Source organism: Microbacterium sp. NPDC091662 (assembly GCF_044756705.1).
Lineage (GTDB): Bacteria > Actinomycetota > Actinomycetes > Actinomycetales > Microbacteriaceae > Microbacterium.
In genome coordinates, this window is sequence record NZ_JBIVTM010000001.1 from 2,632,021 (window position 1) to 2,647,420 (window position 15,400).

At 70.0% G+C, this 15,400-nt stretch carries 11 protein-coding genes; 4 read left to right on the forward strand and 7 right to left on the reverse strand.

Annotation, left to right across the window (positions count from 1 at the left end):
* Nucleotides 1–17 precede the first annotated feature (17 nt).
* On the forward strand, nt 18–1,205 hold the full coding sequence (locus ACIQLD_RS12875) for an ABC transporter permease (protein ID WP_402608373.1): 1,188 nt from the start codon (nt 18–20) through the stop codon (nt 1,203–1,205).
* 190 nt (nt 1,206–1,395) lie between these two features.
* Here ACIQLD_RS12875 and ACIQLD_RS12880 read toward each other — a convergent pair whose 3' ends face one another.
* The 7 genes from ACIQLD_RS12880 to ACIQLD_RS12910 all read right to left on the reverse strand — a co-directional run bounded on the left by ACIQLD_RS12880 (nt 1,396) and on the right by ACIQLD_RS12910 (nt 6,518).
* Nucleotides 1,396–2,163: an ABC transporter permease gene (locus ACIQLD_RS12880; RefSeq protein ID WP_402608374.1), complete on the reverse strand. Its 768-nt coding sequence runs from the start codon at nt 2,161–2,163 to the stop codon at nt 1,396–1,398.
* On the reverse strand, nt 2,160–2,939 hold the full coding sequence (locus tag ACIQLD_RS12885; protein ID WP_402608375.1) for an ABC transporter ATP-binding protein: 780 nt from the start codon (nt 2,937–2,939) through the stop codon (nt 2,160–2,162). Before ACIQLD_RS12885 ends, ACIQLD_RS12880 begins: the two co-directional genes overlap by 4 nt.
* Nucleotides 2,936–3,307: a DUF1048 domain-containing protein gene (locus tag ACIQLD_RS12890; RefSeq protein ID WP_402608376.1), complete on the reverse strand. Its 372-nt coding sequence runs from the start codon at nt 3,305–3,307 to the stop codon at nt 2,936–2,938. Before ACIQLD_RS12890 ends, ACIQLD_RS12885 begins: the two co-directional genes overlap by 4 nt.
* Before the next feature lie 2 nt (nt 3,308–3,309).
* Nucleotides 3,310–3,672 carry a PadR family transcriptional regulator gene (locus tag ACIQLD_RS12895; RefSeq protein ID WP_402608377.1) on the reverse strand — a complete coding sequence of 121 codons (363 nt, stop codon included), beginning with the start codon at nt 3,670–3,672 and terminating at the stop codon, nt 3,310–3,312.
* Between the two features lie 174 nt (nt 3,673–3,846).
* Nucleotides 3,847–4,608 carry a LysM peptidoglycan-binding domain-containing protein gene (locus tag ACIQLD_RS12900; protein WP_402608378.1) on the reverse strand — a complete coding sequence of 254 codons (762 nt, stop codon included), beginning with the start codon at nt 4,606–4,608 and terminating at the stop codon, nt 3,847–3,849.
* Between the two features lie 51 nt (nt 4,609–4,659).
* Entirely contained in the window at nt 4,660–5,298 is a 639-nt protein-coding gene (locus ACIQLD_RS12905) for a response regulator transcription factor (RefSeq protein ID WP_402608379.1), read from the reverse strand.
* Nucleotides 5,286–6,518: a sensor histidine kinase gene (locus ACIQLD_RS12910; RefSeq protein ID WP_402608380.1), complete on the reverse strand. Its 1,233-nt coding sequence runs from the start codon at nt 6,516–6,518 to the stop codon at nt 5,286–5,288. The genes ACIQLD_RS12905 and ACIQLD_RS12910 overlap by 13 nt, the downstream gene beginning before the upstream one ends.
* A 108-nt stretch (nt 6,519–6,626) precedes the next feature.
* Between ACIQLD_RS12910 and ACIQLD_RS12915 the strand changes: the two genes are divergently transcribed.
* The 3 genes from ACIQLD_RS12915 to ACIQLD_RS12925 all read left to right on the forward strand — a co-directional run bounded on the left by ACIQLD_RS12915 (nt 6,627) and on the right by ACIQLD_RS12925 (nt 15,376).
* The gene (locus tag ACIQLD_RS12915; RefSeq protein WP_402608381.1) at nt 6,627–7,394 is read left to right on the forward strand and encodes an ABC transporter ATP-binding protein; all 768 of its coding nucleotides are present in this window, start codon (nt 6,627–6,629) and stop codon (nt 7,392–7,394) included.
* Nucleotides 7,394–9,916 carry an FtsX-like permease family protein gene (locus ACIQLD_RS12920; protein ID WP_402608382.1) on the forward strand — a complete coding sequence of 841 codons (2,523 nt, stop codon included), beginning with the start codon at nt 7,394–7,396 and terminating at the stop codon, nt 9,914–9,916. The genes ACIQLD_RS12915 and ACIQLD_RS12920 overlap by 1 nt, the downstream gene beginning before the upstream one ends.
* A gap of 246 nt (nt 9,917–10,162) precedes the next feature.
* The gene (locus ACIQLD_RS12925; protein ID WP_402608383.1) at nt 10,163–15,376 is read left to right on the forward strand and encodes a beta strand repeat-containing protein; all 5,214 of its coding nucleotides are present in this window, start codon (nt 10,163–10,165) and stop codon (nt 15,374–15,376) included.
* The last annotated feature ends 24 nt before the right edge of the window (nt 15,377–15,400 follow it).

Here is a 15,400-nt window from a genome sequence, read left to right on the forward strand (position 1 = left end):
GACGGAGGGGAGAACGGATGCCGCGGCTGAGCGCTGCGGACAGCATCCGCACGGCGCTCATCGGGCCCCGCAGCCGCAAGATGCGCACGGCCCTGTCGGCGCTGGGGGTCGCCGTGGGCATCGCGGCACTCACCGCCATCACCGGCATCGCCGCCTCCAACCAGGCCGAGCTGCTGGCCAAGCTCGACGCGCTGGGGGCCAACATGATCGTGGTGCAGCCGGGGTACGGGCCGGACAACAAACCGGTCGCCCTGCCCGAGACGGCTGCCGGGATGATCGAGCGCGTGGCGGGGGTCGAGCAGGTCGGGGTGCTCGAGAAGGTGCCGGACGGCACCGGCGTGTACCGCAACGACCTGATGCCGAAGAGTCAGGGCAACGGGCTGACCGCGTATGCGGCGAGTCCTGACTTCCTGTCGTCGGTGGAGGGGTCGGTCGCGAAGGGGTCGTGGTTCGACGAGACCGACCGTTCGCTGCCGGTGACCGTGCTCGGGTCGGCGGCAGCCGCGCGCATGGGCATCACAGAACCGGGGGTGCGGGTGTGGATCGGTGAGCAGTGGTACACCGTGATCGGGATCCTCGACTCGGCGGGGCTCGCGGAGGACATCGACGCGAGTGCGTTCCTCGGCGATCATTGGGCGGCCGAGCACGTGTCGGCGAAGGGCGATGACACGATCGCCTCGATCTACGTGCGCATGGCCGACGGCGGTACGGGCGAGAAGGTGCGAGACGCGATCGCCCGTGCGGCGAATCCGTCCTCCCCGTATGTGCAGGTGACCGGACTCGGCGACCTCGCCGGGGCACGGGACACTGCGGATGACTCGCTGTCCGGCCTCGCGGTCGGTCTCGCGGCGATCGCTCTGCTGGTCGGAGGGATCGGCATCGCGAACACCATGGTGGTGGCGGTGCTGGAGCGGCGCGGCGAGATCGGACTCCGGCGGGCGCTCGGCGCGCGGTCGGGTCAGATCGCGGGTCAGTTCGTGGCGGAGGCGATCGTGCTCGGCGGCCTGGGGGGCATCGCCGGTCTGCTGCTCGGGGCCGCGGGGGTCTTCGCTTACGCCTCGATCCAGGGGCAGGCGGCGACGATACCCCTCGTGGTGCTCGTCGGGGGCCCGCTGGTGGCGCTGGTGGTCGGTGTGATCGCGGGGCTGTATCCGGCGATCAGCGCCGCCCGCCTCTCGCCCACGTCGGCCTTGCGCACGGTCTGAGCGAACGCGTCCGGGCGGAGTCCTCCGCGTCGGGAGGAGCATCCAGGTGGGATGCTCCTCCCGAGAGGGGGAACTCCTCCCTACGCCGAGGTCCTCCCTACGCAGAGGTCCCACACCTCGCCGAGCGCGGCGAAACGCCCCGGCCGGGTCGAGTGACCCGGTCGGAGCGTCCCGTCTCGCTGGGCGAAGATCAGCTGACCTTCTTCCGGTACGAGATGATGGCGAACACATAGGCGACCACGAGGATGCCGACGCACCAGGCCAGGGCGACCCAGATGTCGTTGCCGACGGGCTTCTCGGCGAAGAGCGCCTGGATGGTGTTGACGATCGAGGTGACCGGCTGGTTGTCGGCGAACCACTGCACCGGTGCCGGCATGGTGTCGGTCGGCACGAACGCCGAGCTGATGAACGGCAGGAAGATCAGCGGGTACGAGAACGCGCTCGCGCCGTCGACCGTCTTGGCGTTCAGGCCCGCGATGATCGCCAGCCAGGTGAGCGCCAGCGTGAACAGCATCAGGATGCCGATGACTCCGAGCCAGGCCCAGAAGCTCGCCCCCGTGCGGAAGCCCATCAGGAACCCGACGCCGAAGATGATCGCCAGGGTGATGGCGTTCGCGGTGAGAGAGGTGAGCACGTGCGCCCACAGCACGCTCGATCGGGCGATCGGCATGGAGTGGAACCGCTCGAAGATGCCGCTCTGCATGTCGGTGAACAGTCGGAACGCCGTGTAGGCGATGCCGGATGCGATCGCGATGAGCAGGATGCCGGGGAGCAGGTAGTTCACGTAGTTGTCGGTGCCGGTGCTCTGCTGCAGGGCGCCGCCGAAGACATACACGAACAGGAGCATCAGGGCGATCGGGGTGACCGCCGTGGTGATGATCGTGTCGGGGCTGCGGAAGATGTGCTGCATGGAGCGGCCGGTGAGTGTCGCCGTGTCGGCGGCGAAGTGCGTGGTCATGCTGCGTCCTCCTTCTTTTCCGAGGCCTTGGGGCCGATGAGGGTGAGGAAGATCTCCTCGAGGGTGGGCTGCTTCTCGACGTACTCGACCTTGGCGGCCGGGAGCAGCCGCTTGAGCCCGGCGAGGGTGTCGTTGGCGATGATGCGGCCTTCGTGCAGGATCGCGATGCGGTCGGCCAGCTGCTCCGCCTCGTCGAGATACTGCGTGGTCAGCAGCACCGTGGTGCCGGTGTTCGCGAGTTCCTTGACCACGTCCCACACCTCGATGCGGGCTTCGGGGTCCAGGCCCGTGGTCGGCTCGTCGAGGTAGATGACCTCGGGGTGTCCGACCAGGCTCATCGCGATGTCGAGCCGACGACGCATGCCGCCGGAGTAGGTGCCGACCTTGCGGTTGCCGGCATCGGTCAGACGGAACTTCGCCAGCAGGTCGTCGGCGACCTTCCCGGCGTCGGGCAGGTGCCGCAGCTTCGCGACCAGCACCAGGTTCTCGCGTCCGGTGAGGATCTCGTCGACCGCGGCGAACTGTCCGGTGAGGCTGATGCGCTCACGGACGCCGACCGGGTCGGTGGCGACATCCACGCCCTGCACGGTCGCCGTGCCGGCGTCTGCCTTCAGCAGGGTGGAGAGGATGCGCACCATGGTGGTCTTGCCGGCGCCGTTCGAGCCGAGAAGGGCGAAGATGCTGCCCTTCTCGACCTCGAAGTCGACGCCGCGCAGCACGTGCAGATCCTTGTAGGACTTCTCGATGCCCCGCACCGAGATGGCGGCGTTCGTCATGATTCGTTCTCCTTCTTCTTCGCGTCGTCGAACGCCTTGATGAGGCGAGCGCGCTCCTTGTCGATCCACTGCGTGCCCCCGTAAGCGCGGGCGTAGTCCTCGGCGTACTCGACGGGGTCGTCGCCCACGATCGCGCTGACCGGGGTGCCGTCGAGCGCGGCGCGCTCCCACAGGTCGGCGAGGTCGAGGAACATCTTGACGATGGTGTCGCCGTCGGTGATGCCGCCGTAGTAGAGGTAGTACCGGTACTGGGCGTTGGCCACCTCGCGGTACGGCGAGGGGAGGGCGTCGATGCGGGCCTGGGCCTGCTTGTACTGCTTCTTCTGCTCGAGCGATCCGGTGAGGGCTTCGATCCACTTTGCGGCCATGATCAGTTCTCCTTGTTCTGGGTGTTGCTCTTGTTGTCGGTGTTGGTCTGCTTCAGCTGTGCGATGTGCTGCGCGAGGAAGTCCCAGGTCTTCCAGAACTCCTCGAGCTCCTGCCGGCCCTGTGCGTTCAGGGTGTACACCTTGCGGGGCGGACCCTTCTCGCTCGGGACCTTCTCGACGTCGACGAGGTTCTTCTGCTCGATGCGCACGAGGAGTGCGTAGATCGTGCCCTCGGCGATGTCGGTGAACCCGTGGTCGCGGATGCGTGTGGTGATCTCGTACCCGTATGCCGGCTGCTCGGCGAGGAGGGCCAGAACGATGCCCTCCAGAGTGCCCTTGAGCATCTCGGTCATCTGCTTGCCCATCAGGTCCTCCTTTCGTTTCGGTTGGTACTCAGTGTTGCTGGGTACCGGTACAAAGTAACACCGAGTACCGGTACTTAGCAACACCGAATACCAAACTTTTTTCGGAGGGATCCCGAAGCGGTTCCGGGCGCGCGAGAACGACCGCCGACGGCGAGGGGCGGAGCGGGGGTGCTGTTACGGGAACATGCGGCGGAGCAGCGCCAGGTCGTCGTTGCTCAGGGCCTGTGAGATCACGGCCGCCGTCTCCGGGGGCATGTCCTTCTCCAGACGCTGCCACAGCCACCTCGCGGCACCCAGGTCTGCGGTGGCGACGGCGGTCGAGAACGCCGCCACTGCGTCGTAGTACGGGATGGTCGAAGACCCGGGTTCGGCGTTGTACGGCGAGTAGATGTCGACGAACGGAAGCGTCGGGTCCGGGCGCAGGTAGAGCACGTCGCCGGGCGCGATCGGCTCATTGCCGCGCACGTGGTTGTAGCTGCCGACGGTGACGTAGTCGACGCAGAAGCGCTCGCCGATCGCGATGAGGCTGTCTCCGGCCTGCACCTCGTACGAGAAGATCTGGCCGTCGGCATCCAGAGTGACCGGCCCGCGTGCCAGCTCGGACGCGCCCATGTCGACGAGCTCGCCCAGGAGCTTCCCGTGAGCCGGGGAACCGTCGTCGCTCCCGATGTTGATGAACGCGTTGGTGGTGCAATCACCCGGTCCGCCGGCGGGAACGCTGATGCCGTCGCCCAGATCGACGTATCCGACCGGACCAGACGCGTCGGCCCGACTCGTGGGCGCCGTGGATGGCTCGGCGCCGAAGCGTTCCGACGCCCAGGAGGCCGCATCGACGACGGCGGGCGCGGCGCTGATCACGGCGGGAGCAGCAACGGCGACCAGCCCGGCGACGGCCACGACGACGACGGCAGTGGTGATCCTGGTGTTGCGCTTCATCCCCGACAGCATGGCATCGCTCGGCACCGCGGCGCTAGAGCGGGTGCCGGGTCAGCTGCGCAGGTAGGCGAGCACGGCGAGCACGCGCCGGTGGCCGCTGTCGCTTGCGGCGAGGCCGAGCTTGGCGAAGATGTTGCCGATGTGCTTGCTCACCGCTGTCTCGGTCACGAAGAGCCGCTCGGCGATGGTGCCGTTGTCGAGCCCCTCGGCCATGAGGCCCAGCACCTCGCGTTCGCGGGGCGTGAGGGTCTGCACCGGGTCGTCGGCGCGGCGGCGGCTCATGAGCTGCGATATGACCTCGGGGTCCATCACCGTGCCGCCGGCGGCCACGCGATGCAGGGCGTCGACGAACGAGGCGACCTTGCCGACACGCTCCTTGAGCAGGTACCCGAGGCCGTCGGCTCCTGCCGCCAACAGCTCACCGGCGTACCGATCCTCGACGTACGCCGACAACACCAGCACGGGGAAGCCGGGTCGACGAGCGCGGGCCTCGGCGGCGGCTTTCAGCCCTTCGCTCGTGAAGGTGGGTGGCATCCGCACATCGACCACGGCGGCGTCCGCCTCGTCGAGCCGGTCGAGGAAAGCCTCGGCGTTGTCGACGGCCGCCACGACCTCGAACCCCTCGCTTCGCAGCAGCAGGGCCATCCCCTCGCGAAGCAGGGTGTCGTCTTCGGCGATCACGATCCGCATGGCAGCTCCGCTCTCAGAGTGGTGGGCCCGCCGGCCGGGCTCGACAGCTCCAGCGTTCCCTCGAAGGCCTCGAGGCGACGACGGATGCCGGCCACTCCGCCGCCTGGGCGCTCGACCGCGCCGCCCACCCCGTCGTCCTCGACCGTGATCAGCAGCACCTCCCCCTCCCGTTCGACCCGCACCGCGGCCCGCGTGGCATCGCTGTACTTGCTGACGTTGGTCAGAGCCTCGGCCACCACGAAGTAGCTGGCCGACTCGACGGCGGCCGGCACGCGTCCGACCTGCGACGCCTCGATCGTGCAGGGCACGACGCTGCGCCCGGCCAGCGACGCCAGCGCCCCCTCCAGCCCGAGCTCGTCGAGGATCGGCGGGTAGATGTCGTGCACGGTGCGGCGGAGTCCGGCGAGCGCATCGGTGGCGGCATCCTGCGCTCGCCGCAGCGGTTCGAGCACGTCGCCCCCGGTCTCCTGCGCGCGTTCGGCGATGCCGAGCATCATCACCACGTTGACCAGGCGGTTCTGCGCACCGTCGTGCAGGTCGCGTTCGATGCGGCGCAGCTCGGCCGCATGGGCGTCGAGCGCGGCGGCACGGCTGAGAGTCAGGGCGTCGACGCGGGCGGCGAGGCGCGACTTCTCCGGCGTCGCGAGCAGGGTCGCCGACACGAATGACACCAGCCGCGCGACCGCGGGGATCAGGAAGATCGACAGGATCGCATATGCCGCGGCGAGCAGCGGCATCGTGGCCGCGAGCTCCCACGACGTGACGGGATAGACCGAGCCCACCGGGTCGTCGACCGGGGCGAACTGCCAGTAGTAGGTGATCGCGAGCGTATTGACCGCGGCGACGGGCAGCGAGATCGTCAGCAGCGACACGAACAGCACGGGGAGCCCCTGCACCGCGAGCCACAGCACATCGCGGCCGGTGGCGCGCGAGAACGCGAAGCGCAGCCGGTCGTCGATCGTGGAGGCGGGCGGGAGCAGATGGCCGATCGGTGCCAGCTCCTCGCCCCGATAGGCGCCGACACGGCGGCGGTTCAGATCGGTCCACCGGTGCAGGCCCTGGACGGTCTCAGGCATCAGCAGCACGCCGCCGGTGAGGATCATGAAGGGGAGCAGCACGATGCCCAGGCAGAGGAAGACGACGGAGGCGATCGAGACTCCGGCCTCGACGGCCAGGTATCCCCACGCGCGCAGCCACCGCCGCATCCGTCCGTCCTTCACTCTCACAGTCTGCCCGAGCGGCCGGAGCGGCACGGTATAGCCAGCACCACCATCGAAGCGGCAGCGGGCGGGATGGGATGCCGCGTGGCCCGTCCCTAGCGTCGAATCATGACCTTCACACCACTCGCCCCTGCCGTCGACGCACGGCCCTCAGAAGCGCTGCGGCTGCAGTCCGTCGTCAAGACCTACGGCGCAGGCGCCAACAGGGTCACCGCATTGCGGGGTGTGAACCTCGCCATCGCGAAGGGCACCTTCACCGCGATCATGGGCCCTTCGGGGTCGGGCAAGAGCACACTGCTGCACAGCGCCGCAGGGCTCGACCGGCCGAGCAGCGGCACCGTGCACCTGGGCGGGACCGAGATCTCGGGGCTGAAGGCGCGCCAGCTCACCGCCTTCCGACGCGATCACGTGGGCTTCGTGTTCCAGGCGTACAACCTGCTGCCGGCGCTGAACGTCGAAGACAACATCACGCTGCCGCTGCGGCTCGGCGGTCGTCGGCTCGAGGCGCCGTGGCTCGACTTCCTGCTCGACGCCGTGGGGCTCACCGAGTTCCGTCGTCGTCGCCCCGCAGAGCTCTCCGGTGGCCAGCAGCAGCGGGTGGCCATCGCTCGTGCGCTGATCACCCGCCCGCATGTGGTGTTCGGGGACGAGCCGACCGGCGCGCTCGACTCGCGCTCCGGCAAGCAGGTCCTCGACCTTCTCGCGCACACGGCACGCGAGCTGAACCAGACGGTCGTCGTCGTCACGCACGACCCGGTGGTGGCCGCGCACGCGGATCGCACCATCTTCCTCGCCGATGGCGCCTTCGCCGGCTACCTCGACGGTGCCGACCCCGCGCAGATCAACGCCCGCATGAGCGCATTGGGGGAGTGGTGATGTCGGGGCCGCTGGGCTTGGACCGACTCGTCGGTGCCGATCTGCGCCATCACCGTGGGAGCTTCGTGGGAGTGGCGGTCGCGGTGTTCGTCGCGAGTGCCCTGGTGACGGGCCTCGGGGTGCTCGTCGAATCAGGCATGCGCGGAGGCCTGGCGCCCGAGCGCTATGCCGCGGTCGACGTGGTGGTCGGTGCGCCGCAGCAGGTGGATGTGCCGGAGGACCTGCCTGTTCCGCTGCGGGAACGCGTACCGTTGCCTGCCGATGCGGCGCGTGACATCGCCGCCCTTCCCGGAGTCGACAGCGTCGTGGCCGACGTCACGGTTCCGCTCGTCGTGCAGGCGGGTGGGGATGCCGGCAGTACCGCCGTGGTCGAGGCGCACCCCTGGTCGGCCACCGCACTGACCGGCTTCGATTTGCGTGAGGGCCAGGAGCCCGCGGCAGCCGACGAGGTCGTCGTCACCGCGGGCAGCGGTCTTGCCGTGGGCGACGCCGTCGTCCTCGCTCACGGCGGTGTTCCGTCGGAGTACCGCGTGGTCGGCGAGGTCGCGGCGCCGGTGACGCCGGAGCGGAGCGCGCACGTGTTCCTCAGCGAGCGTCGCATCGACCAGCTCGACCCGCACGACGGGGCTGCGCAGGCACTCGGCGTGTTCGTCTCAGGCGTCGACCCCGAGGAGACGGCCAGCGCGATCCGCGAGGCCTTTCCCGACCTGATCGCCCGCACGGGAGACGCCCGCGGCGACGTCGAGTTCCTCGATTCGGGTGCCGCACGTTCGACGCTCGTGGCCATCGGCAGCGCCTTCGTCGGCACCTGCATCCTCGTGGCGATGTTCATCGTGGCTGGCACCCTGTCGCTGTCGGTGCAGTCGCGCCGCCGTGACTACGCGCTGCTGCGGGCCGTCGGGGCGAGTCCATCCCAGGTGCACACGCTCGTCGCCCGCGAGGTGCTGTGGGTCTCGGGCGTCGCGGTGCTGCTCGGCATCGCGCCGGGATACCTGTTGTCGACCGTGCTGCAATCGGCTTTCGTGGCCGGTGGCGTGATCCCTGGCGACTTCGCCCTGGCCACAGGTCCTCTCCCCGCGGTCGGAGCGGTGCTTCTCGTGCTCGCCTCTGCGTGGGGGGCGGCGCGCATCGCCGCGGCTCGGGTCGCGAAGCTCGATCCGGTCGAGGCGTTGCGGGAATCTGCGACGGGTGCTCCCGCGATCGGCCTGCCGCGCATCATCACGGGAATCGTGCTCGCCGCCGCCGGGATCTCGGTCTCGACCGTGCCGCTCGTCGTACGGGGACAGATCGCCGCCGGTGCGGCTGCCGGTGCAGCCATGCTCCTGATCATCGCGCTCGCCGTGCTCGGACCGTGGCTGGTGTCGCTGAGCGTCCGGTTGGTCGGAACCGTGCTGGGGCGGCTCTCGTCTGCGGGCTTCCTCGCGTCGGCGAACGCCACGGCGAACAGCAGACGGCTCGCGTCGGCCATCCTGCCGATCGCTCTCGGCATCGGATTGGGCCTCGTGCAGATCGGGGCGCCGTCGATCATCGCTGCGGAGGCGGCGACGCAGGCCAGTGCCGGTGTGATCGCCGACCTGCGGGTGGCCGCGCCGACGGGACTCTCGCCGGAGGCGGTCGATGCGATCCGCTCGACCGCCGGTGTCAGCGAGGCATCGGGGGTCGCCCTGAGCACGGCGGTGCTCGATTCGCACGACCTGGAGGGCAAACTGGAGCGCGCCGAGCATGTGCTGCAGGGCGTCGACCCGGAGAACATCGCGCACAGCCTTGATCTGCGCGTGCGCGAGGGATCCCTCGCCGACCTCGACGGCGCCACGACGGTCGCCGTGAGCACTGATGCCGCGCAGGCTCTCGGGCTGGGTATCGGCGGCACGGTCGTCGGACACCTCGGCGACGGTTCGCCGCTCGAAGCCACGGTCGTGGCGGTGTATGAGCGGGGCCTGGGCTTCGGTGACCTCACCATGGCCGCCGAAGCGGTCAGAGCCCACACCACGACCGGTCTCGATGCCTTCGCGCTGGTGACGGTCGACGAGGGAGCGACAGACGAGGTGCGTGCGGCGCTGGGCGCGCGCGATCTGCTCGTGAGCGACGGTTCGGGGCAGGAGGCCGCGGGGGCGGCAGCACAGGCGCAGAACGGGTGGGTGAACCTCATCGCCCTGCTGGTGATCCTCGGCTACATCGCGATCGCCGTGGTGAACACGCTCGTGATGGCGACGGGCGAGCGCTCACGCGAGCTGGCTCTGCTGCAGTTGATCGGCTCGAGCCGAGGGCAGGTGCGCGCGATGATGCGGATCGAGGCCGTGCTCGTTGCGGTGATCGCGATGGTGTTCGGTGTCGTCGTCGCGATCCCTCCGCTCATCGGCGTGAGCATGGGCATCTCGGGGCAGCCGCTCCCTGCGCTGCCGGTGCTGGGGTCGCTCATGATCGTCGGGGCGATGGGTGCCCTGGCCCTCGTGGCGATGTGGGTCGGGACCACGGCGACCATGCGCACGCGTCCGATCGATGAGATCGGGTCGCGCCAGTAGGCGGCGTCGCCGGCAGGCCGCGCGGCGAAGGGGCGCACCGGAGTCATCGGTGCGCCCCTTCCGCATGGGGTGAAAAGGCGGGGTGATTTCTCCGGGATCGAAGGGATCGCGTCTCGGCCGACGGGCAGGCTGGCGGTGGCCCGGACCGAGTTCACCATGCCCGAATGGTGCTCGGCGGTCGCCTGAGGGGGCGGGGGCTTCCGTGCGCGAGTGCGCGCCGGTGCAGCGATGAATGGGGAGACAGTCATGGCGTTTCGTGTTGCCCGCAAGGACCACACATCCGATGGCCTTCCGTCCGAGCGGCGCAGCCGCTGGCGGGGCCGCGCGAGAAAGCTGATCGGCGGCGCCGTGAGCACGGCGCTCGTCGCCTCGTCGATGGTCTTCATCGGCGGGACGCTGACGGCAGCGCCGGCAGCAGCGGCCGATCCGTTCCTCTGCACCCCCGGAGCGGTGTACGTGCAGAGCACGACCGAGGTGCGCGAGTTCGTCGTGGCCGAGCAGGGCGGCACTCCGGGCAACGGCGGAACGCTCGGCGCCACCACCCTCGGCCTCGACCACTCGAACAACGCCCTCGGCATCTCCTCCAGCGGCCGGTACGCCTATACGGTCACCAATGCCGCCGGAAACAAGGTGCTCGCCAAGCACGACCGTGTGACCGATGTCACCACCCGCACGTCGTTCACCCTCAACTCGTCGGTGCTGCGCGGTGCCGTGCACCCCGACACGGGCGTGTACTACTTCGCCAGCGGCACGGTCAACGGCGCCATCAACATCTACGCCTGGGAAGAGAACCTCACGCCGCAGACCTACGTGCAGGTCGGAACGCTCCGCCCGACGGCCGGCAGCAGCGCATTCGGCGCCAACGGCGACATGGCCTTCAGCGCCTCGGGCCAGCTCGTCCTGGTCGCGGACAACTTCATCTACTCCGCCGACCTGCCCGCCGCTGTCGAGCCGAGCGCGGCCACCATCGAGGCCAAGCAGGTGCACGACATGGGTGCCGGCGTGCAGGGTAACGGCATCGCGTTCGGAAACCTCGGGCACATCTTCGTCTCCGCGTCCGGTGGCGGAAACCGCATCATCGAGGTCGACCTGCCTCGCGGAGTGACCGTCAACACCACGTCGCTCGGCAACTTCGCTCCGACCGACATGTCGAGCTGCACCTTCCCCAACACGCTCACGCTGAAGAAGGACCTTCCCGAGGGGCGTCACTCCTCCACCGACCAGTTCGCACTGCGCGTGCAGTCGCCCGCCGGCTACCAGGTCGCGCAGACCGACGCCACCACGCGCGGGGAGCGCACAGGTCTGCAGCCCGACTACGCGGGCCCGGTGTTCACCAACCAGGGCGACACCTTCCGCCTGTCCGAGGCGGCATCCGGTACGACGGACCGCACCCGGTACGCCGAGTCGCTGGACTGCGTGCAGGTGAACCCCAACGGCACAACGACGCCCGTGGCCGTGACCGCCTCGGGCGAGGTGAAGCAGCCGTCGGGCTCGCGCGGCACCGACGTCACCTGCACGTTTACGAACGTGCGGCTCGTCCCCGGCCTCGCTCTGCGAAAGACGTCCGATCCCGCCGACGGCCTCGCCGTGCATGCCGGCCAGCGCCTCACGTACACGGTCGAGGCCGAGAACACCGGCAACACGATCCTCGACCCCGTGCGGGTGACCGACGACCTCTCCGGCGTGCTCGCGTTCGCCGAGTACCAGGGCGATGTCGCCACGAAGATCGACGGCACGCCCGTCGCGTCCGGGGCCGCGACCGTCACGGGCGACGATCTCGCCTGGACCGGCGCCCTCGAGCCCGGCCAGGTGCTCACCGTGACCTACTCGGTGATCGTCGATGAGGGCGTCGAGGGCGAGCGGATCGCCAACAGCGTCGCCGCCTCGGGCACCCCGCCCGGCACTCTCCCCCCGCCCGTCACCCCGCCCGTGACCACCGAGCACCCCGTCGCGGGCTTCACCGTCGCCAAGACCTCCGCCCCCGCCCCGGGAACCGTCGTGGAGCCGGGACAGACCATCGAGTACACGGTGACCGGCACCAACACGGGCGCCACCACTCTGAACCCCGCGTCGATCGCCGACGACCTGTCCGGTGTGCTCGCGCACGCCGCCTACAACTCCGACATCTCGACCTCGGTCGCCGGCACGACGCTCACCACGGGCGCCGCGACCATCACCGGCGACCGCCTCGCCTGGACCGGCGCGCTCGCTCCCGGACAGGCCGTGACGATCACGTACTCCGTGACCGTGGACGCGGAGGCCTCGGGAGAGATCCTGAAGAACTCCGTCACCGGCACCGCGACCCCGACCACCCCGAAGCCCGGTGACCCCGAAGGACCGGAGGTGCCGGGCGAGCCGATCGTCCCGCCGACCGTCACCACCGAGCACCCGGTCATCGGTTCGGGCTTCACGATCAGCAAGTCCGCCGATCCCGCCTCGGGCACCGCGGTCTCGGCCGGCGACACCATCACGTACACGATCACCGGCACCAACACCGGTGACACCGACCTCGACCCGGCCCGGATCGTCGACGACCTGTCGGGCGTGCTCGACGACGCCGGCTACAACGACGACGTGACCGCCGACCGAGGCTCGGTCAGCGTCACGGACAGCACCTTGACCTGGACGGGCGACGTGCCCCGCGGCGCATCGGTCACCATCCGCTACACGGTGACGGTCGACGCCGGCGTCGAGAAGGCGCTCCTGCACAACGTCGCCACCGGCACGGCCACACCGCGCATCCCGGTCGACCCCGCCGACCCCGACGGTCCCACGACCCCCGGCAAGCCGATCGTGCCGCCGGCGGTGGAGACGAACCACCCGGTCGTCGACACCGGCTTCGCGGTCGAGAAGTCCGCTGACCCCGCCTCCGGCACCGCCGTGCGTGCGGGTGACACGATCACCTACACGATCTCGGGCGTCAACACCGGCAACACGACGCTCGACCCGGCGACCATCGTCGACGACCTGTCGGCCGTGCTCGCCCACGCCCGCTACGGCGGCGACGCCACCGCTTCGACCGGTGCGGTCTCTCTCGCCGGGAACACCCTGACCTGGACCGGAACGCTCGCTCCCGGCGCGCGCGTCGACATCACCTACACGGTGACGGTCGACGAGGATGCGACCGGCGTGCTGCTGCGCAACAGCGTCACGGGCGAGGGCACGCCCCTCATCCCCGTCGACCCGACCGACCCGGGCAGCCCCACCACCCCGGGCACCCCGGTGACGACGCCCCCGTCGACCACGGAGCACCCGGTCGCCACCCCGGGCTTCACCGTCACGAAGTCGGCCGATCCGGTCACGGGGACGCGCGTCGACCCCGGCAGTGTGATCACCTACACGGTCACCGGCACGAACACGGGCGACACCGTGCTCGACCCGGCCTCGATCGCCGACGACCTGCGTGGCGCACTGACCCACGCGTCCTACAACGACGACGTGACGGCCACCCGTGGCGACGTCACCGTGGCAGACGGTGCGCTCGCGTGGAACGGAGTGCTGCGCCCCGGCCAGGACGTCGTCATCACCTACTCGGTCACGGTCGATCCGACCGCGGGCGGCGAGACGATCGCAAACACCGCGACCGGCACGGCGACGCCGCTGATCCCGACGGACCCGAGCGACCCCGGCAGTCCCACCACGCCGGGCACGCCCATCACCCCGCCGCCGTCGACCACCGAGCACCCGGTCAACGAGCCCGGTTTCACGTTCGCCAAGACGGCCGACCCGGCAGCGGGTACGGCCGTGGATCCCGGTGACGTGCTCACCTACACGCTGACCGCCGTCAACACCGGCCAGACCGCCCTCGACCCGGTCGACATCGCGGATGACCTGTCGAAGGTGCTGCCGTACGCGTCGTACAACGACGACGCCGTGGCCACGATCGGCGGGCTGCCCGCCGGTGCCGTGTCCGTGGCCGGAGCGAAGCTCAGCTGGTCTGGCGCGCTCGCGGTGGGTCAGACCGTCACCGTCACGTACTCCGTGACGGTCGGGGCCGACGGCGTCGGATCCGTGCTCGAGAACAGCGCGACCGCGACCGCGACCCCGCCGGGAGGCTCGGTCATCACTCCGCCGCCCGGCATCACCACGAACCCCGTGAACGTGCCCGGATTCTCAGTGTCGAAGAGCGCCGACCCGGTGGCGGGTACGGCAGTCGACCCCGGCAGCGTCATCACCTACACGGTGACCGGTGTGAACACCGGTGAGACGGTCCTCGACCCGGTCTCGATCGCGGACGACCTCTCCGGAGTCCTCGCCCATGCCGACTACAACGGCGACGCGACCGCCAGGATCGGCACCACTGCGGCGACCGCTCCCGTGGTGGCCGATGACCGGCTGTCGTGGACCGGTGTCCTCCAGGTCGGCGAGACCGTCACCCTCACCTACTCCGTGACCGTGCAGGCGGATGCCGGTGGAACGGTCATCGAGAACTCGGCTTCGGGAACGGCGACCCCGCCCGGCGGCGTGCCGCCGATCGAGACGCCCCCTGCGACCACGGAGCACCCGGTGAACGAGCCCGGCTTCGAGCTGCGCAAGACGGCCGACCCCGCCTCCGGAACCCGGGTCGACCCCGGCAGCGTCATCACCTACACGGTGACCGGTGTGAACACCGGCGAGACGGCGCTGGCGCCCGTGAGCATCAGCGACGACCTGTCGGGCGTCCTCGCCCACGCCGTCTACAACGGCGACGCCGTGGCGACCGTGGTGGGTGGATCTGCTCCGGCTCCCGTCGTCGAGGGCGACGAGCTCAGCTGGACGGGGGCTCTCGCCGTGGGGCAGCGCGTCACGATCACCTATTCGGTCACCGTGAACGGCGACGCGGGCGGTACGACGATCGCGAACAGGGTCGCCGGCATCGCCACCCCGCCCGGTGGTGGGGAGATCACGCCCCCGCCCGTGACGACGGAGAACCCGGTCGGCACCCCCGGCTTCACGTTCCTCAAGACCGTCGATCCCGGAACCGGCAAGGGCGTCGCCACGGAGAGCGTCGTCACCTACCGTCTCGTCGGCACGAACACCGGCCAGACGGGGCTCGATGAGGTCGTCATCACGGATGACCTCTCCGGAGTGCTGCCTCACGCCGATCTCCGGGCCGGTGCGACAGCCGTCATCGGCGACCACACGGCATCCGCACGCACGGTGGCCGCTCCCACAGTGGACGGCACGCAACTGCGCTGGTCCGGCAGCCTCGCCGAAGGCGAGACCGTCACGATCACGTACTCCGTGATCGTGCACGCCGGCGCCGCGGGGGCGAACCTGCGCAATGTGGCCGTGGGGACGGCCACGCCTCCCGGAGGTGAGACGGTCACTCCGCCGACGAGCGCGACCGAGAACCCGGTGCTGACGCCGCTCGCCCTCACCGGTGGTCTGCTGGCCCCGTGGGTGCTGGCGCTGGCGATCGCTCTGCTGCTCGGCGGTGCCGTGCTGCTGATCGTGCGTCGTCGCCGCTCGCAGGCCTAGCGGTCACAGGGAAGGCCTCGCCCG